Here is a 17,220-nt window from a genome sequence, read left to right on the forward strand (position 1 = left end):
TCCCCGTGGTGGGGACCACGCGCCCCCTACGGGCGAGGGAAGTCTAGGCGCGGACACCCCGAGGGGAACACCACGCCCACGGGCGGCTCCCGGGGCCGCGTGCCTCGGGAGCCGCCCGTGGGGCCGGGGTCAGGCGGCGGAGCGGGAGACCGCCTCGGCCCAGCGGGTCAGCAGGGCGTCGGCCGCCGCGGCGCTCGGGGCCTCCGCCCAGACGCCGGTGACCGCGCGGGAGGCGTCGGGCAGGACCAGGGCCCAGCGGCCGTCCGGCTCCACCACGCGGATGCCCTCGGTGGTGTCCACCTCGAGCCCGGCGGCCGCCTCCGCGACCTGCCGCATGACCGTGCCCTTCGCCTCCCACGGGGTGGCCAGCTCGCGCCTGCGGACGAAGACGCGCGGCACCGCCTCCACCAGGGCGCTCAGCGGCGCGGCGCGGCGGGCGAGGAGAGCGGTGAGGCGGGCGAGCGCGGCGAAGGCGTCGTGGTACGGGGAGTTCTCCGGCAGCGCGAAACCGCCCCGGCCGTCGGCGGACAGGACGGTCCCCGCGGCCTCGGCGGCGCGGATGGCCCGGTCCGGGGCCGAGGAGGTCCGCAGGACGCGGCCGCCGTGCCGGGCGGCGACGTCCTCGGCGGCGCGGCTGACGGTGGGCGGCAGCACGACCGTGCCGCCGGGCCGTTCGGCCGAGACCAGCTGCACCATGAGGAGCAGCAGCGTCTCGTCGGACACCTCGCGGCCGCGCTCGTCCACCACGGAGACGCGCTGGCCGGTGGGGTCGATCCGTACGCCGAAGTCCGCGTGGTTGGCGGCGACAACGTCCCCGAGATAGCGCAGGGCGCCCCGGCGCTCGACCGCCGTCTCGGTGGCGCGCTCGTCGTCGAGGCCGGTGTTGAGGGTGACGGCGCGGACGCCGAGCCCGTCCAGGAGGCCCGGCAGGACCAGGGCGCCGCTGCCGAACGCGGCGTCCACGACGGCCTTGGGCGCGCGCTCGCGGATCGCCGCGGCGTCGACGCGCTTCAGCAGCCGCTCGGTGTACGCGCTCAGCGCGATCGCCGCCGACTCCTCGCCGGACAGCAGCGCGCCGAACTCCCCGGCGGGCGCCCGCCGGAACTGCCCCTGGCCCAGCAGGCGTTCCAGCTTGCGCTGCGCGGCCTGCGGCAGGTCCACGCCGTGGGCGTCGAGGAACGTCAGGCTCACCGAGTCGACCGCGCCCGGCGTCGTCGTCAGCAGGACGCCGCCGTCGGTGAGCGCGGCCTCGCGCCGCGCGACGGGCACCGGGACGTGGCCCAGGTCCCGTACGTGCACGCCGCTCGACTGGAGCGCGGAGACCACCGCGGCGGCCAGCACCCGCGAGCCCTGGGCGTGGTCGCGGGCGACGGTGACGGTGGCGTCGTGGGGCACCGTCGTCGCGTACGCCCCGGCGAGCCGCACGGTCAGTTCGGGCGTGAGGTCGACGTTGACGACACCGCTGACGCCCTCCGGCCCGAACAGGGCGCGGGAGCCCTGGCCGTCCCAGAGGAGGTCGGTGCCGATCACGGCGCCCGGACCGATGGTCTTCGCCGGGTTGACGACGACGCCCGCCGACACCACCGCGTCCTCGCCCACCCGGGAGTTCTCGCCGACGACCACGCCCTCCTCCAGGCGCGCGGAGCGCCGGACGGTCGTGTTGCGGCCCACGACGCACCCGCGCAGGGACGTGTGCGCCCCGGCGTACGCGTGCGGGTGGAGCACCGCCCGGTGGAGGTGGGCGCCGGGCTCGACGACGCTGTGGGCGCCGATCACCGAGTGCTCGTGCACCCGCGCCCCGGCGGCGATCCGCGCGTGCTCGCCGATGACCACCGGGCCCCGGACGTCGGCCTCCGGGTCGACCCAGGCGCTGTCGGCCACCCACACCCCGGGCATGATCTCGGTGCCGGGCACGCCCGAGTCCACGCGGCCGTCCAGCAGGTCGGTCTGGGCCTGCCGGTAGCCGTCCAGGGTGCCGACGTCCTGCCAGTAGCCGTCGGCGACATAGCCGTGGACGGCCGCCCCCTGGGCGATCAGCCGGGGCAGGACGTCACCGGACCAGTCGACCGGCTCCCCGGCCGGCACCTGGGCCAGCACCTCCGGCTCCATCACGTAGATGCCGGTGTTGACCGTGTCGGAGAACACCTCGCCCCAGGTCGGCTTCTCCAGGAAGCGCTCGATGCGGCCGTCCTCGCCGACCACGGTGACGCCGAACTCCAGCGGGTCGGGCACGCGGGTCAGGCAGACGGTGACCATCGCCCGCCGCTCCCGGTGGTGGCGTATCAGCGCCGACAGGTCGATGTCGGTGAGGGCGTCGCCGGAGATCACCAGGAAGGGGGCGCCGCCCAGCTCGTCCTCGGCGTTCTTGACGCTGCCGGCCGTCCCGAGCGGGGTCTCCTCGTGGGCGTACGTGAGGGACATGCCGAGGTCCGAACCGTCCCCGAACCGCTCCTCGATGAGGTGGGCGAGGAACTGCACGGTGACCACGGTCTCCGTGACGCCGTGTCTGCGCAGCAGCCTCAGTACGTGTTCCATGATGGGTCGTTCGCCGACGGGGAGCAGCGGCTTGGGCACGGACGTGGTCAGGGGGCGCAGGCGGGTGCCCTCGCCTCCGGCCATCACAACAGCCTTCACAGGGAAAGACTCCTTTCGGACGGGTGGCGGTGCAGCGGGAAGGGAGCGGTTTCGGTCGGAGCGGTTTCGGGCGGAACGGGCAGTGCGGTCGGCAGGGAGGGGGCGTCGACACCGCCCAGGCGCAGCGCGGACAGGACCTCGTCCCGGGCGCCCTCCAGGACCAGGTCGGTGCCGGGGGCCAGCTCCTGCTGGGCCAGGGCGACACAGCGCACTCCGCCCGCGGTGAGCGAGGCGAGCTCGCCCACCCTGAGGACGAGGCGGTCCACCGGTTGCCGTACGGCCTGGCCCAGCAGGGCGCGCAGGGCTGCCACCCGCGCGTCGGTCAGCTCCCCGGACAGGTGGAGGACGGCGGTCCGTCCGGAGACGGAGAGATAGGCGTCGAAGGTCATCGGCCGGATCCCTTTCGTACGGGGGCGGGTGCGGGCGCGGCGGGCCGCAGGCGGACCCGTACCGTCGGCCGCCCGGCGGTGTCGGGCAGCCGTACGGCCATGGCCTCGGCGTCGAAGTCGGACCAGGGCTCGCCGTCGATCAGCACCCGGTCCAGGAGGACCTTTCCGGGCGGCAGGAGGTCGGGCGCGACCCGCAGGACGCGTCCCGGGAACGCGGCGTCCGGCCGCGGCTTGTACCAGAGCTCCAGCGGCTCGCCCTGGATCAGCAGCCGCTGGTACACCTCGGCGAGGTAGCAGAGCTCCGCCTTGTGGTACATGGACATCGCGTGGCTGCCCTTGAGGCGTTCGTTGCCGACCGCGTACGGGATGCCCTGGGCGAGCACGGTGAAGTGGACGGCGCCGGCGTCGTGGTCGAGGAAGAAGGCGTTGTAGAACGCTGCGGCCTCGCGCGCGTGCCGCAGGTGCCCGGCGTCGTCCGTGTGGGCGGCCAGCAGCAGATAGGCGAGGATCGCCTGCTCCTGCTGCCACCACGCCTTGCGGTCGTGGTACGCGAAGGCGTGCCGGCCGTCGCGCGGCTCGCGCTCCATGAGGTCGTACCAGCCGCCGCGCTGGCCGTCCCGACCGATGTCGGGCAGCAGGGCGCCGAGGCGCTCGGCCAGTGCCCGGTACTCGCGCTTGGGGCGGGCCGACTGCATGCGCAGCAGGTTCCAGACGATCTTCAGGTTGTGGCCGACGACCGCGTGGTTCCGTTGCCAGCCCCAGTGGTGGTCGGGGGACCAGTCGGCGTGGAAGCGCTCGTTGACGAAGGGGCTGGCGCCGCCGCGCTCCGGCATGTGCTCCACGATCATGTCGAAGGTGTGCTCCAGCATGCGCAGATGCCGCTCGTCCCCGGTGGCCAGGTAGAGGTTGATCAGGTACGCGGGCGCGTGGTCCCCGACGGAGTTCCAGTTCTTGCGGGACCGGTTGGGGCCCAGGCTGTCGGCGTGCGGGCTGAGGGTGACCGGGTCGATGTGGGAGTAGTAGCCGCCGAGCCTGCGGTCGGCGTAGAAGCGCTCGAAGAGCCGTACGGTGCCGTCGATGTCCGCCCGGACCACCGGGTCGCCGGTGATCCGGTACGTCTGGGCCAGACCCACGAGCGCGTAGATCTGTTCGTACGCGGGCAGGGCCCGGTGTTCGTCGCCGAACTCCGAGGCGAACAGCTTCCGTTCGCCGAGCGGGTGCTTCTCGATGCCGTGGTACCAGTACACGACGTCCTCCGCCCCGTCGTGGAAGCGCAGGTGGTCGTGGAGGTAGCGGCAGCCGCGCTCGGCGGTGTCGAGGTAGGTCTCGTCACCGGTGAGCAGGTAGGTGGTGGCCATCCCGTACACCAGCCGGGAGATGGTGTCCGTCTCCTGTACGCCGTACGCGGACTTCTCGCCGCCGCCGCGCAGTTCGGTGCGGTACTGCCCGAAGTCGGCCGGGCCGCCGCCGAACTGGGCGCGGTGGTAGAAGCCGGCGAGCCGCCGCAGCTGGGCGGTCCACCACCCCGGCTCCTCGTGCGGGTGCGGGTACGGCGTTCCGGGGCCGCCGCCCGCCACGACGAGGTGGTCGACCTGGCAGCGCGGACCGTCCGGGCCGCCGTGGTAGACCGGCCCGTAGCTGAACACCAGGGCGCCCGGCACCAGGTGCTCCGCCAGCCGGCCGGTCACGTCCTGGTACGGCTCGCCGAGGTTGCGCAGCCGCTGCGCGGAGGTGGCCGCGGTGACCTCCAGCGTCACCGGCGCACCGCCCAGGGTGCGCAGCGTCAGCCGGTCGCCCGCGTACCGCTCGACGTAGCCGGCCATCGTGTCGGAGAACGACGCCACGGGGCTCTGTACGGCGCTCACGCGGCGGCTCCCGCGGCGGCGCCCCCGGGGCGGGCCAGCGTCTCGATCACGGTGCGCGCCAGGAGGTGGCAGTGGTCCGCGCTGCGCGAGGTGATGAGGTCGCCGTCCACGACCAGGTCCTGGTCCAGGTAGTCGGCGCCCATGTTGCGGACGTCGGCGACGAGGTTGTTGTGGCAGGTCACCGGACGGCCCCGGATCAGCTCCTTGGCCGCCGACAGCAGCAGCAGGCCGTGGCAGGAGAACGCCTTCACCAGGTGCGGGATGCCGAAGGCGCGCCGCATCAGCCGTACGGCGGGCGCCTCGCGGCCGACGTCCTCGCTGTAGCGCAGCCGGTCGGCGACCATCCCGCCCGGTACCACCAGCGCGGACAGCCGGGACAGTTCGTGGTAGCCGAGGGCCTCCAGGTCGCCCGCCACGCGGACCTCGCCGCGGTGGACGTGCCCGTGGAAGGTGAGGGAGTCACGGCCCCACAGCCGGGTCAGCAGCTCGACGTGGGCGCCCTCCTCGGCGAACCGCCGTTCGAAGTAGGCGATCTCGTCCTCGGCGAAGTCGTTCTCCATGAGGACGCCGATGCGTTTGCCGGCCAGGGGGCCGTCCGACAGCGGCCTGATGCTTGCCATGCTCACATTCCCCCGCGGGTGAGAAGTACGGAAGGGTCGGTTCGGAAGGGACGTCACGCGGGGGCCGGGGCCAGGGGCCCGGGCCGGGGCGTGAGGGCGTCCACGGTGTAGGCGCGGATACGGGGCCGGCCGTCGAGCAGCACGACCGACCAGGTCTGCCGGGCGTCGAAGTCGAGGGTCCGGCTGTACGCGTCGGGCGCACTCCACACGCGGGTGCGCCAGTTGACGGTGACCTCGACCTCCGCGCTGAGCGGGGTGACCGGGCGGACGGCGACCGCGTCGACCCGGTGCAGCTCGTCGAAGTACAGCGCGCAGACCTTGCGGTACCAGGAGCGGAAGCCGGACAGCCCCCGGACGGTGCCCTCGGGGAAGCGCATGACGAGTCCGCGCGGGACCAGATGGTGCAGCACCTCCTCGACGGGGGCGTGCCGGTCGAGGGCGGCGTACCAGTCGGTGACGGTCCGTTCCACGGCGGACCGGGTGAGGAGGCCGGTGACAGGGGGCATGGGTGGTCTCTTCTCCGTAACGGGGGGGCAGTCAGTACGCGGTGACGAGATCGATCAGGAACGGGCCCGTGCCACTCAGCGCGGTGTCGATCGCCGGGCCGATCTGCTCGGGGGTCTCCACGCGCACCGCCGGCACGCCGAGGGACCGCGCCAGTCCGGTGAAGCCGATGGCGGGCCGGGACAGGTCGAACGCCGACGGCAGGTCGGCCTGCCGCCTGCCGTCGGGCCGCGCCCCGCGGTAGACGCCGAGGTTCAGATCGAGCAGCCGGTAACGGCCGTTGTTGCAGATGACGAAGGTGGCGTCGATGCCGTACCGGGCGGCGGTCCACAGCGCCTGGATCGTGTACATGCTGCCGCCGTCCCCGGTGAACCCGAACACCTCCAGGTCCGGCCGTGCGAGCTTCACGCCCAGGGCACCGGGGATCCCGACGCCCAGGGAGCCGCCCCGGGTCTGGAAGTACGTGCCCGGGACGCGGGGAGGCAGATGCCGCACCAGGTCGGCGGAGGCGGTCAGGGCCTCGTCGAACACGGCGAGGTTGTGCGGTGCCCGGGCGGCCAGCGCCTTGCAGAAACGTTCCATCATGGAGGGTGCCGTTGTCGCCGGAGCCGCCGCCGTCGTCGCCGTCGGAGTCGTAGCCCGTCCCTCCCCGGACACGGCGGCCGTACGGCCCTGTCGGCCCTGGCGGCCCCGGCGGTCCAGCTCGGCCGTGAGGGCGCCCAGTGCCGCCTTCGGGTCGGCGGCCACGCCCAGGTCGACGGGGAAGTTCTTGGCGATCTCGTACGGGTCCGCGTCGATGTGGACCAGCCGTGCCCCGGGCCGGAAGGGGCTCGCCAGCCGGGGGAAGACCTCGGGGAACACGTACGTGCCCACGATCAGCACGGCGTCGGCCCCGGCCACCACACGGGCGCTGTCGTCGCCCGACATGTGCCCGAGGACACCGCCGAAGAGCGGGTGCGTGGTGTCCATGTTGACCTCGGAGGAGTTCACCCCCCAGACCCGTGCGCCCAGCCGCTCCGCGACGTCCGTGAGCTCCCGCTGCGCCCCGCTGACGGCGACGCCGTCGCCCATGAGGATCAACGGCCGCTCCCCGGCGAGCAGCAGGTCCGCCGCCTCCCGCGTGGTCGCCGCGTCCGGTGCGCAACGCGTCACCGGGACCGGGGCGGGAACGGCCGGCTCGTCCGTGAGCTCCTCCAGCACGTCGGCCGGCAGCACCACCAGCACGGGGCCGCGCGGCGGCGTCGCCGCGATCTTCACGGCACGGCGCAGCACCCGCAGCACCGAGTCCGGGTGCACGACCCGGGTGGCGTACTTGGTGACGGGCGCGGCCATCGCCACCAGGTCGGCGGCCATCTGCGCGTCCATCGCGTCGTACCGCAGGCCCGCCTCGCCCGCCAGCGCGACCAGCGGGGAGCCGCCGCGCAGAGCCTGGTAGAGCATGCCGATCGCGTTGCCGAGTCCCGCGCTGCTGTGCAGCTGCACGAGCGCCGGGCGCCCCGAGGCGCGGGCGTAGCCGTCGGCCATGGCCACCGCCACGCCTTCGTGCAGGGCGAGGACGTACGACGTGTCACCGGCGTCGACGAGGTCGAGGAAGCCCTGCTCCACCGTGCCGGGGTTGCCGAACATGTGGTGGAGGCCGTCGGCGGCGAACTGCTCGAAGAGCGCGGCCTTGGCGGGGCGCGGCTCCACCTCACCAGCCATGGCGGCGCAGCCCCCCGTCCAGGACCTCGGCCAGCAGCTCGCCGGCCAGGGTCGAGTCCGGCGTCGAACGGGCCGTGACGAACGGGAAGTCGACGACGACCGAGGTCTCCTTGCCGACGTTCCCGTGGAATCCGCCGTCCGGCCCGGTGGCGTCCCGGAGGATGTACTCCAGGGGATAGGGCGGCGGCCCCATCACGAAATCGGTTCCGAGGAAACCGGTCCCGTCCTTGTAGTCGTATTCCTTCGGGTGTCCCGTGACGTGTTTGCCCCACAGCAGGCTGGTGCGGGTCTCCGGGTCACGCGCGAATGCCAGCGCCGCCACTCCGTAGCATTCCGCGAGGATCGGCCGGTCCGCCGCCGCGAACGCCAGGATGATCTCGTGGAGCCGCTCGTTGTTGGCGAGGTCCACGATCGGGCCGCTGCCCCCGACGATGACGAGGGCGTCGAATCCGGCGAGCAGGTCGTCGGTGACCGCGGCGAGCCGGCGGTGGTACTCCTCCAGCTCCCGGAGGTGGTTCAGCGCGCTGAGGTACGGGCGCTCGGGGAGCAGCCCGGCGAGCGACAGCGGCTGGTCGAGCCGGTCGGATCCGTCCAGCTCACGGGCGCGCCGGGCCATGTCGGCGGTGGTGACCGTACGCCCCAGCGGAGGGTCCAGGTAGTGCGGATCGAGGCTCGGTGGCAGCGCGTGCGCCCGCTTCCCAGTGGGCGTGAGGAACGTGGTGCGGTAGCCCCGGGCGTCGAACACGCCGAGCGGGCCGACCAGTTCCTCGCCCCAGTAACCGTATTCGGACAGGGCCACGAGAATGCGTTGGGACACGAAAGGCTCCATGCGGTGGAAAAAGCCCGGCGGCATGGCGGAATTCGGCGTCCGGTGTGCCGGGACAACGTGGAGTTTGAGTCAAACCTCAGGAGTACGCCATCGGCAAGACACGCCCGGCGCGTTGGTGACACTGGAGCGAGTTGCCGAAGTAGCGGGGATTCCCGCGCAACGGAAACGGGGCGCGCCGCACGCCCGTTCTCCCCGGACATACCGAGTGCATCAGTGCGAGCCGTGAGAGGGGGCGGACATGAGCGGCCGACTGTTCATCGACGACGTGTCACCGGTCGTCGGTCTGGGGCGCTTTCCCGCCAAAGCGGTGGTGGGCGAAGCCCTGCCCGTGGAGGCGACCGTGTGGCGCGAGGGCCATGAGGCGCTCGCCGCCGCGGTGCTGTGGACCGGCCCGGACGGGTCCTGCCGCGAGACACCGCTGCGACCGTCGGACCCGGAGACCGACCGGTGGCGGGCCGTGATCGTGCCCGAGGGCACGGGTGAGTTCACCTTCCGGATCCGGGCCTGGACGGATCCGTGGCAGACCTGGCTGCAGGCGGCGGAGGCCCGCCGCGCGGCCGGCCTCCCGCCCGGCGGGTCGGGCGACCCGGAGACGGGCGCGAGGCTCCTGGACCAGGCGGCGCGGCTCCTCGCCGAGGAGGCGGCGCCGCGTGGCGCCGTAGGGGCGCCCGGTGCGGGAGTTGCCGCCGGGGCGGTTGAGACGCGCCACGCCGAGGCGCTGCTCCGGGCCGCGCACGCGCTGCGCGGCGCGACCGGCGTGACCGGTCCGACCGGCGCGACCGGCGACGGGATCGACGCGACCGGCGTGACCGAAGCAACCGGCGCGACCGGCTCCGAGGCGCTGTTCGCCGCGCTGAGCCCCGCCGTGCGCGCCGTCATGGACCGGCACCCGCTGCGCGCCCTGGCGGCCGACAGCCCGGCGTACCGCGTGCGCGTGGAGCGGCGCCGGGCGCTGTACGGCAGCTGGTACGAGTTCTTCCCCCGCTCCACCGGAGGGCGGGCCGCCGACGGGACCCCGCGGCACGGCACCTTCCGGACGGCCGTCGGCGAGCTGCCCCGGATCGCCCGCATGGGCTTCGACGTGGTGTACCTGCCGCCGGTCCACCCCATCGGCACCACCGCCCGCAAGGGCCGCGACAACGCCCTGAGCGCCGCCCCCGGCGACGTCGGATCGCCCTGGGCCATCGGATCGGCGGCCGGCGGACACGACGCGGTCCACCCGGACCTCGGCACCCTGGAGGACTTCGACGCCTTCGTCGCCGCCGCCCGCCGCGCCGGCCTGGAGGTGGCGATGGACCTCGCCCTCCAGTGCTCGCCCGACCACCCCTGGCTGCGCGAGCACCCGGAGTGGTTCACCCACCGCCCCGACGGCACCATCGCCTGCGCGGAGAACCCGCCCAAGACGTACGAGGACATCGTCCCGCTGAACTTCGACAACGACCCCGAAGGCCTCTCCGCGGAGATCCTGCGGATCGTCCGCTTCTGGACCGGCCGGGGCGTACGGATCTTCCGCGTCGACAACCCCCACACCAAGCCGCCGGACTTCTGGCACCGGCTGATCCGCGACGTCCAGTCCACCGAACCCGACGTGCTGTTCCTGGCGGAGGCGTTCACCCGGCCCGCCGTCCAGCACGGGCTGTCGAAGCTCGGGTTCAGCCAGTCGTACACCTACTTCACCTGGAAGACGGGCAAGCGCGAGCTGACCGACTACCTCACCGAGCTGACGGGGGAGGCGGCCGCCTGGTTCCGGCCCAACTTCTTCGTCAACACCCCCGACATCCTCCCCGTCCACCTCCAGAGCGGGCAGCCGGCCGTCTTCGCGCTGCGCGCGGCGCTGGCGGCCACGCTGTCGCCGAGCTGGGGCGTGTACAGCGGGTTCGAGCGGTACGAGAACGACCCGCTCGTGCCGGGCGAGGAGGAGTACCGCGCCTCGGAGAAGTACGAACTGCGCCCCCGCGACCACACCGCCGCGGGCCCCTCGCTGGAGCCCTGGATCACCCTCCTCAACACCCTGCGGCGGCGCCACCCCGCCCTCCAGCAGCTCCGCTCGCTGCACTTCCACCCCACCGGCAACGACCGGGTCCTCGTCTACTCCAAGCGCGACCCGGTCAGCGGCGACACCGTCCTGTGCGCCGTCACCCTCACCCCGGACGAGACGGAACAGGCCACCGTACGGCTCGACACGGCGGCCCTGGGCCTGGCCCCCGGCCGGCGCGTCCACGCCGTCGACGAGGTGACGGGCCGGACCGCCGAGCTCGGTCCCGTACTCGACCTCAAGATCGACCCCCAGCAGTCCGTGGCCCACGTCTTCACCTGGAGCGACCAGTGACCTTCATGGAACTCCCGCCGCTGTCCCTGCACGGCGTGCTCGCCGACGGCCCGGCCCCGAGACCGCCCGCGCGCCGCGCGTCCCCGCTCCCGTACGCACCCCACTGGTACAAGCGGGCCGTCTTCTACGAGGTCCTCGTCAGCGCCTTCCAGGACAGCGACGGCGACGGCATCGGCGACCTGAAGGGGCTGACCCGGCGGCTGGACTACCTCCAGTGGCTCGGCGTGGACTGCCTGTGGCTGCCGCCCTTCTACTGCTCGCCGCTGCGCGACGGCGGCTACGACATCGCCGACTACCGCAGTGTGCGCCCCGACTTCGGCACCCTGGACGACTTCGTCGACCTGCTCGACGCCGCCCACAGCCGCGGCATCCGGGTCATCATCGACATGGTCATGAACCACACCAGCGACCAGCACCCGTGGTTCCAGGAGTCACGCCGCGACCCGTCCGGCCCGTACGGCGACTTCTACGTCTGGGCCGACGACGACACCGGCTACCCCGACGCCCGGATCATCTTCACCGACACCGAGACCTCCAACTGGGCCTTCGACCCGGTCCGCAAGCAGTACTACTGGCACCGCTTCTTCAGCCACCAGCCGGACCTCAACTACGAGAACCCGGCCGTACGGGCGGCCATGCTCGACGCGCTCGGCTTCTGGCTCGACCTCGGCGTGGACGGCTTCCGCCTGGACGCCGTGCCGTACCTGTACGCACAGGAGGGCACGAGTTGCGAGAACCTGCCCGCCACGCACGACTTCCTCAAGCTCGTCCGCAAGACGCTGGACAACGAGTACCCCGGCCGGGTGCTGCTCGCCGAGGCCAACCAGCGCCCCGAGGAGCTCGTCGACTACTTCGGCGAGACCTCCACGGGCGGCGACGAGTGCCACATGGCGTTCCACTTCCCCCTCATGCCGCGCCTGTTCATGTCCGTACGCCGCGAGACGGCCCGCCCCCTGTCGGAGATCCTCGCCAAGACCCCCGAGCTGCCGGAGGGCTGCCAGTGGGGCATCTTCCTGCGCAACCACGACGAGCTGACGCTGGAGATGGTCACCGACGAGGAGCGCGCCTACCTCTACGCGCAGTACGCCCGCGACCCGAGGATGCGTATCAACGTCGGCATCCGGCGCCGCCTGGCACCCCTGCTCGACGGCGACCGCGGCCAGCTGGAGCTGTGCACGGCGCTGCTGCTGTCGCTGCCCGGGTCGCCGGTGCTCTACTACGGCGACGAGATCGGCATGGGCGACAACATCTGGCTCGACGACCGGGACGCCGTCCGCACCCCCATGCAGTGGAGCCCCGACCGCAACGCCGGCTTCTCCACCGGCGACCCCGGCCGGCTCGTCCTGCCGGTCGTCATGGACCCGGTCTACGGCTACCAGGCGGTCAACGTCGAGGCCCAGCAGGGCGCCGGCGGCTCGCTGCTGCACTGGACGCGCGCCATGCTGGCCGCCCGGCGCGCGCACCCGGCCTTCGGGCCCGGCGCCTACACCGAGGTCCCCACCGACAACGACGCGGTCTTCGCCTTCGTCCGCCACCACACCGAGGACGACGGCACCGCCCACACGGTGCTGTGCGTCAACAACCTCTCCCGCCACCCCCAACCCGTCGAACTGGACCTGGACCGGTGGGCCGGAGCCGTACCCGTCGAGCTGCTGGGCGGAGCCGCCTTCCCCCGGATCGGGGCCCACCCCTACCGGCTCTCCCTCCAGGGCCGCGGCTTCTACTGGCTGTCGCTCACGCCGCCGCCCACGCCCACGCCCCCGCCGACGGCGGAGGGACCGCGCACATGACCGTCGACATGGACACCCTCCACCTCCGGCTGGAGCGTGCCCTGACCGCCTGGTTGCCCTGGCAGCGCTGGTACGGCAGCAAGGGCCGCCCCCCGGAGGGGGCGTCGATCGTGCGGACCACCGCGTTCGGCGACAGCCTCCGCACCGGCGGGGCGCGCGGCGTGCTGCTCCTGCTCCGCGTCACCTTCGCCGACGGCGGCCCGCCCGAGTACTACCAGGTCCCGGTGGGCATGCGGGCCGTGCTCGCACCGGAACTGGAGCCGTACGTGATCGCCGGGGTGGACGACCTCTTCGTCTACGAGGCGGTCGGCGACTCCGCGCTCGTCGGCGCGCTGCTGGGGCTCACGGGCGCGTCGGCCGCACCGGCCGTACCCGCCACCGGATCCAGCAGGCCGCTGGGCGTGGAGCAGACCCACACCTCCGTCGTCGTGGACGAGCGCTACCTGCTGAAGATCTTCCGGCGGATCAGCACCGGTACGAACCCGGACGTGGAGCTGCTGCGGGCCCTCGGCTCCACCGCCAACCCGCACGTCACGGAGTTGCGCGGGGCCGTCGAAGGCGAACTCGACGGCGAACCGGTCACGTACGCCACGGTGCAGGACTACCTGCCGGAGGCGACGGACGGCTTCACGGCGGCCTGCGCGGCGGCGGCGGGCGCGGCGGCGGCCACCGGTGAGGCGCCGGGCGCCGGTGTGCTGCGCGGCGCCTTCGTCCGGGAAGCGCGCGCCATGGGGGAGGCCGTCGCCCGGGTCCACGCCGACCTGGCGCGGCGGCTCGGCACCGTGCCCACCGGCGCCGCGGAGATCGCCGCGCTGCGCCGCGACCTGACCACCGACCTGGACGTGGCCGCCCGACGGGTGGCGGCCCTGCGCCCGCTGCGGCCCGCGGTGCGCGCCGCCTACGAGCGCCTGGCCGCACTGACCTCCGGGCCGCCCGCGCAGCGCGTCCACGGCGATCTGCACCTCGGCCAGCTCCTGCGGTCCTCCGCCGACTGGATCCTGGTGGACTTCGAAGGCGCCCCGGGCGTGTCCCTGGCCGAACGCAGAGCCCTGCATTCGCCTTTGTCCGACATAGCGGGCATGCTGCGTTCGTTCGACTACGCGGCCCGTTGTGCCGGGGCGCCCGACACCGGCCACTGGACGGCCCGGTGCGCGGACGCCTTCTGCGACGGCTACGCGCGGGTGTCGGGCCTCGATCCGCGGGAGCACGCGCTCCTGCTCCGGGCCTGCGTCCTCGCCAGGGCCGTACACGAAGTGGTGTACGAGCACGACCACCGGCCCGAGCGGATCAGTCTTCCGCTCGCGGCCGTCGCAGAATTGGTGCGGCACGGACACCTGAACAGCGGGAATCAAGCATGGTGAAACAAGAACGGGCAGTACGGACGCGGCACTCCCTCGTCGTGGCGGCCGCCGAGGAATTCGACAAGAACGGTTACGAGGGCACGTCCCTGGCCCGGGTGAGCAAATCCGCGGGAATATCCATGGGGGCGCTGACCTTCCATTTCCCCACCAAGGACGAGCTGGCCGAGGCGGTGCACGCGTGCGGCCGGTCCGCCACCCGGGCGGCGCTGGAGCGGCCGGCCACCGACGAGCCGGCACCGGCGCTGGACCGGATGGTCGCGCTGACCGTCACGCTGGCCCGGCTGCTGCGGGAGAAGTCCCTCGTCCGCGCCTGCGCCCGGCTGGAGCGGGACGGCTGGCGCAGCGCGGGGGGCAGCTGGTCGTCCCTCTGGGCGCCGCTCGCCCGGGACCTGGCCGAACGCGCCTGCGAGCAGGGCGAACTGCGGCAGGGCGTCGAGCCGGACACGGTGTCGGCGCTCGTCGCCCACCTGGTCGCCGGCTCGGAGGTACAGGTCCGCGAATGGCTGCACGGCCTTCCCCAGCCGGACGGCTCCCCGTGCCCCGCCGACGCCCAGCTCGCCCGCATCTGGGAGCTGGCCCTCCGCGGCCTGCGCGCCCCGCAGGCCTGATCCGGGGCGTTGGCGCGGAGGCTCCGGCCCCACGGCTTTGACGCTGCGGCGACCGCCCCGGCGGCCCCGGCAGGACCGGGACCGCCGGGGCGGCCGCGCGCCCGGGGCAGCGCCCTTGCGCGCCTTCGCTGAATTGCCGAAGTCGGCCTGGTGGCACGGCAGTTGCTTCAGCTGCCGCGTGCACACCGCCTAGCGTTTTTCCCATGAATTCGACTCCGCACCGCATAACGAAGGCAGTCGTCCCGGTGGCGGGACTCGGCACGCGTTTCCTGCCGGCCACGAAAGCCACTCCGAAGGAAATGCTGCCGGTGGTGGACAAGCCCGCCATCCAGTACGTGGTCGAAGAAGCCGTCTCCGCCGGTATGACGGACGTCCTCATGGTGACGGGGCGGAACAAGCGCCCCCTGGAAGACCACTTCGACCGCAACTACGAGCTCGAGGAGACCCTCGCGCGCAAGGGCGACCGGGACAAGCTCGCCCGCGTGTGCGCCCCCACCGAGCTCGCCACCTCCATCCACTACGTACGCCAGGGCGACCCCAAGGGGCTGGGGCACGCGGTGCTGTGCGCGGCGCCGCACGTGGGCCGTGAGCCCTTCGCCGTCCTGCTGGGCGACGACCTGATCGACCCCCGCGACCCGCTGCTCGCCAGGATGGCCGAGGTGCGGGCCCGGTACGGCGGCAGTGTGGTGGCGCTGATGGAGGTCGACCCCGACCAGATCCACCTCTACGGCTGCGCGGCGGTCCGGCCGACCGGCGGCGACACCGTGCGCGTCACCGACCTCGTGGAGAAGCCCGCCCCGGGCGAAGCGCCCAGCAACTACGCCGTCATCGGCCGGTACGTACTCGACCCGGAGATCTTCGACGTGCTGCGCCGCACGGCGCCCGGTCGCGGCGGCGAGATCCAGCTCACGGACGCCCTGCGCGAACTGGCGGTGCGCGAGGACGCCGGCCCGGTGCACGGCGTCGTCTTCTCCGGACGGCGCTACGACACGGGCGACCGGCTCGGCTTCCTCCAGGCGACGGTCCGCCTCGCCTGTGAACGCGAGGACCTCGGGCGGGACTTCCGGGCCTGGCTGGGGGAGTACGTGCAGCAGGAGCTGCTCGTCCCGGTCGGCTGAGCCGCGCGGGGCGCGTGTGGTGTGCGACCGCGCAAGGTGCACGGTTGCACACCACAACGGGCGGTCCTCTTGGGCAAGTTGCCAAGGTCGTATCCGGCAGGCCCTGCCAGGGCAGCATACCGAACGGTATCTACGTAATCTCGTTGTCGTGCCCGATCCGGCCGGAACACCGCCGGACGCAAGGCGACCTGACACCCGACCACATCACCACCCGAGGGGGTGCACCCGCCCATGTCCACGCCCATGTCCACGTCCATGTCCACGCCCCTGAACGAGGGTCCCCTGCACGAGGCGGTGGACCGGCGTGTGGACCAGCGTGTGCACCGGATCCCGGTCGACGACCTGCTGCCCGCCGACTCACCGCGCACCGGGGGCGAGGACCTGGGACACGCCCAGGCCCTCGCGGCCTGCGGCGACCCGCTGCCCCCGATCGTGGTGCACCGGCCCACCATGCGGGTGATCGACGGGACGCACCGGCTGCGGGCCGCGCGGCTGCGCGGACAGCGCCTCATCGAGGTGCGGTTCTTCGACGGCAGCAGCGAGGACGCGTTCGTCCTCGCCGTCGAGTCGAACACCCTGCACGGCCTGCCGCTGACCCTCGCCGACCGGACGGCCGCGGCGGCGCGCATCCTCGCCGCCCACCCCCAGTGGTCGGACCGGGCCGTGGCGTCCCGCACCGGGCTCGCCGCCGCGACCGTCGGCGCGCTGCGCCGGCGGACGGCTCCGCCGGACGAGGCCGCCACCCACCGGATCGGCCAGGACGGCCGCGTCCGCCCGCTCAGCACCGCCGAGGGCCGCAGGGCCGCCGCCCGCCTCATCGCCGAGGACCCGGGCGCGTCCCTGCGGGCCATCGCGGAGCGCACGGGCCTGTCGCCCGGCACGGTCCGCGACGTACGGCGGCGGACCGACGACGGCGAGGACCCGGTGCCGCCGCGCCAGCGCGAGGCGGAACGCAAGGCCGTCCCGGAGCAGGCCCCGAGGGTGTCCGCCGCACTCCCCGCGTCCGGTGACGGCGGGCCCGGTCAGGGGCTGGAGGCCCTGGTCAGGAACCTCTGCCAGGACCCGGCGCTCCGGCTGAGCGACGCCGGACGCCTGCTCCTGCGGATGTTCGACGTCCAGGTGGCCGGCACCCGCAGTCGGCAGCAGATCCTCGCCGCCGTGCCGGCGCACCGCGCGGCCATGGTCGCGGCGGCCGCCGACCAGTGCGCCGCGGTCTGGCGGGACCTGGCGATCAGGATGCGCTCCCGCTCCGGCGCGGAGGGCGGTGACACCTGATGTCCGCCGCGCCGCGCCGCCCAGAAGCTTCCCCCCGGAAGACCCCCCAAGACAGTGCCAGAAGTGCCCAGAGAGGAACGTCCCCATGTCGGTTATTGATGATGTGAAGTCGGTTGGTGAGGGGAGGACTGTCGGTCCGCCTCGGATGACGGGCCGGCAGCGGCTGGTGCTGGTGGTGTTGCTGATCGCGCAGTTCA

Annotated in this window: 13 protein-coding genes; 6 read left to right on the forward strand and 7 right to left on the reverse strand. The window is 73.4% G+C overall.

The genetic code is table 11. The annotated features are described in order from the left end of the window. Window positions 1-129: 129 nt before the first annotated feature. The 7 genes from ACIRNI_RS30195 to ACIRNI_RS30225 are packed head-to-tail and all read right to left on the reverse strand — an operon-like array spanning window position 130 to window position 8,530. Window positions 130-2,634 carry a sugar phosphate nucleotidyltransferase gene (locus ACIRNI_RS30195; protein WP_403556305.1) on the reverse strand — a complete coding sequence of 835 codons (2,505 nt, stop codon included), beginning with the start codon at window positions 2,632-2,634 and terminating at the stop codon, window positions 130-132. Beyond that, on the reverse strand, window positions 2,631-3,023 hold the full coding sequence (locus ACIRNI_RS30200; protein WP_403556307.1) for an STAS domain-containing protein: 393 nt from the start codon (window positions 3,021-3,023) through the stop codon (window positions 2,631-2,633). The genes ACIRNI_RS30195 and ACIRNI_RS30200 overlap by 4 nt, the downstream gene beginning before the upstream one ends. Next, complete coding sequence (locus tag ACIRNI_RS30205) at window positions 3,020-4,888, reverse strand: AGE family epimerase/isomerase (protein WP_403556309.1); 1,869 nt, start codon at window positions 4,886-4,888, stop codon at window positions 3,020-3,022. The genes ACIRNI_RS30200 and ACIRNI_RS30205 overlap by 4 nt, the downstream gene beginning before the upstream one ends. Further along, window positions 4,885-5,508 carry a DJ-1/PfpI family protein gene (locus ACIRNI_RS30210; RefSeq protein WP_403556311.1) on the reverse strand — a complete coding sequence of 208 codons (624 nt, stop codon included), beginning with the start codon at window positions 5,506-5,508 and terminating at the stop codon, window positions 4,885-4,887. Before ACIRNI_RS30210 ends, ACIRNI_RS30205 begins: the two co-directional genes overlap by 4 nt. Before the next feature lie 53 nt (window positions 5,509-5,561). Continuing rightward, the gene (locus tag ACIRNI_RS30215; protein ID WP_403556313.1) at window positions 5,562-6,014 is read right to left on the reverse strand and encodes a nuclear transport factor 2 family protein; all 453 of its coding nucleotides are present in this window, start codon (window positions 6,012-6,014) and stop codon (window positions 5,562-5,564) included. A gap of 31 nt (window positions 6,015-6,045) precedes the next feature. Then, entirely contained in the window at window positions 6,046-7,713 is a 1,668-nt protein-coding gene (locus ACIRNI_RS30220) for a thiamine pyrophosphate-binding protein (RefSeq protein ID WP_403556315.1), read from the reverse strand. Continuing rightward, the gene (locus ACIRNI_RS30225; RefSeq protein WP_403556317.1) at window positions 7,703-8,530 is read right to left on the reverse strand and encodes a type 1 glutamine amidotransferase domain-containing protein; all 828 of its coding nucleotides are present in this window, start codon (window positions 8,528-8,530) and stop codon (window positions 7,703-7,705) included. Before ACIRNI_RS30225 ends, ACIRNI_RS30220 begins: the two co-directional genes overlap by 11 nt. Before the next feature lie 250 nt (window positions 8,531-8,780). Here ACIRNI_RS30225 and ACIRNI_RS30230 point away from each other — a divergent pair, with 250 nt between their 5' ends. The 6 genes from ACIRNI_RS30230 to ACIRNI_RS30255 all read left to right on the forward strand — a co-directional run bounded on the left by ACIRNI_RS30230 (window position 8,781) and on the right by ACIRNI_RS30255 (window position 17,023). Further along, window positions 8,781-10,871, forward strand: a complete 2,091-nt coding sequence (locus ACIRNI_RS30230) for a maltotransferase domain-containing protein (RefSeq protein ID WP_403556319.1) — start codon at window positions 8,781-8,783, stop codon at window positions 10,869-10,871. Between the two features lie 5 nt (window positions 10,872-10,876). Beyond that, the gene (gene treS, locus ACIRNI_RS30235; protein WP_403556337.1) at window positions 10,877-12,661 is read left to right on the forward strand and encodes a maltose alpha-D-glucosyltransferase; all 1,785 of its coding nucleotides are present in this window, start codon (window positions 10,877-10,879) and stop codon (window positions 12,659-12,661) included. Next, window positions 12,658-14,022, forward strand: coding sequence for a hypothetical protein (locus tag ACIRNI_RS30240; RefSeq protein ID WP_403556321.1), 1,365 nt, complete (start codon window positions 12,658-12,660; stop codon window positions 14,020-14,022). Before treS ends, ACIRNI_RS30240 begins: the two co-directional genes overlap by 4 nt. Beyond that, window positions 14,016-14,630 carry a TetR family transcriptional regulator gene (locus ACIRNI_RS30245; protein WP_403556323.1) on the forward strand — a complete coding sequence of 205 codons (615 nt, stop codon included), beginning with the start codon at window positions 14,016-14,018 and terminating at the stop codon, window positions 14,628-14,630. Before ACIRNI_RS30240 ends, ACIRNI_RS30245 begins: the two co-directional genes overlap by 7 nt. Before the next feature lie 203 nt (window positions 14,631-14,833). Next, on the forward strand, window positions 14,834-15,748 hold the full coding sequence (galU, locus tag ACIRNI_RS30250) for a UTP--glucose-1-phosphate uridylyltransferase GalU (RefSeq protein ID WP_403556325.1): 915 nt from the start codon (window positions 14,834-14,836) through the stop codon (window positions 15,746-15,748). Window positions 15,749-15,979: 231 nt separating this feature from the next. Beyond that, on the forward strand, window positions 15,980-17,023 hold the full coding sequence (locus ACIRNI_RS30255; RefSeq protein ID WP_403556327.1) for a helix-turn-helix domain-containing protein: 1,044 nt from the start codon (window positions 15,980-15,982) through the stop codon (window positions 17,021-17,023). Window positions 17,024-17,220 lie beyond the last annotated feature (197 nt).

The sequence above is a fragment of the Streptomyces sp. NPDC093546 genome (assembly GCF_044765045.1).
GTDB lineage: Bacteria > Actinomycetota > Actinomycetes > Streptomycetales > Streptomycetaceae > Streptomyces.

What these genes read in the sequence shown, in the direction of transcription:
- ACIRNI_RS30200 (WP_403556307.1), bottom strand. Translation starts at nt 3,023, where the DNA reads ATGACCTTCGACGCCTATCTCTCCGTCTCCGGACGGACCGCCGTCCTC.
- ACIRNI_RS30210 (WP_403556311.1), bottom strand. Translation starts at nt 5,508, where the DNA reads ATGGCAAGCATCAGGCCGCTGTCGGACGGCCCCCTGGCCGGCAAACGC.
- ACIRNI_RS30215 (WP_403556313.1), bottom strand. Translation starts at nt 6,014, where the DNA reads ATGCCCCCTGTCACCGGCCTCCTCACCCGGTCCGCCGTGGAACGGACC.
- ACIRNI_RS30220 (WP_403556315.1), bottom strand. Translation starts at nt 7,713, where the DNA reads ATGGCTGGTGAGGTGGAGCCGCGCCCCGCCAAGGCCGCGCTCTTCGAG.
- ACIRNI_RS30230 (WP_403556319.1), top strand. Translation starts at nt 8,781, where the DNA reads ATGAGCGGCCGACTGTTCATCGACGACGTGTCACCGGTCGTCGGTCTG.
- treS (WP_403556337.1), top strand. Translation starts at nt 10,877, where the DNA reads ATGGAACTCCCGCCGCTGTCCCTGCACGGCGTGCTCGCCGACGGCCCG.
- ACIRNI_RS30240 (WP_403556321.1), top strand. Translation starts at nt 12,658, where the DNA reads ATGACCGTCGACATGGACACCCTCCACCTCCGGCTGGAGCGTGCCCTG.
- ACIRNI_RS30245 (WP_403556323.1), top strand. Translation starts at nt 14,016, where the DNA reads ATGGTGAAACAAGAACGGGCAGTACGGACGCGGCACTCCCTCGTCGTG.
- galU (WP_403556325.1), top strand. Translation starts at nt 14,834, where the DNA reads ATGAATTCGACTCCGCACCGCATAACGAAGGCAGTCGTCCCGGTGGCG.
- ACIRNI_RS30255 (WP_403556327.1), top strand. Translation starts at nt 15,980, where the DNA reads ATGTCCACGCCCATGTCCACGTCCATGTCCACGCCCCTGAACGAGGGT.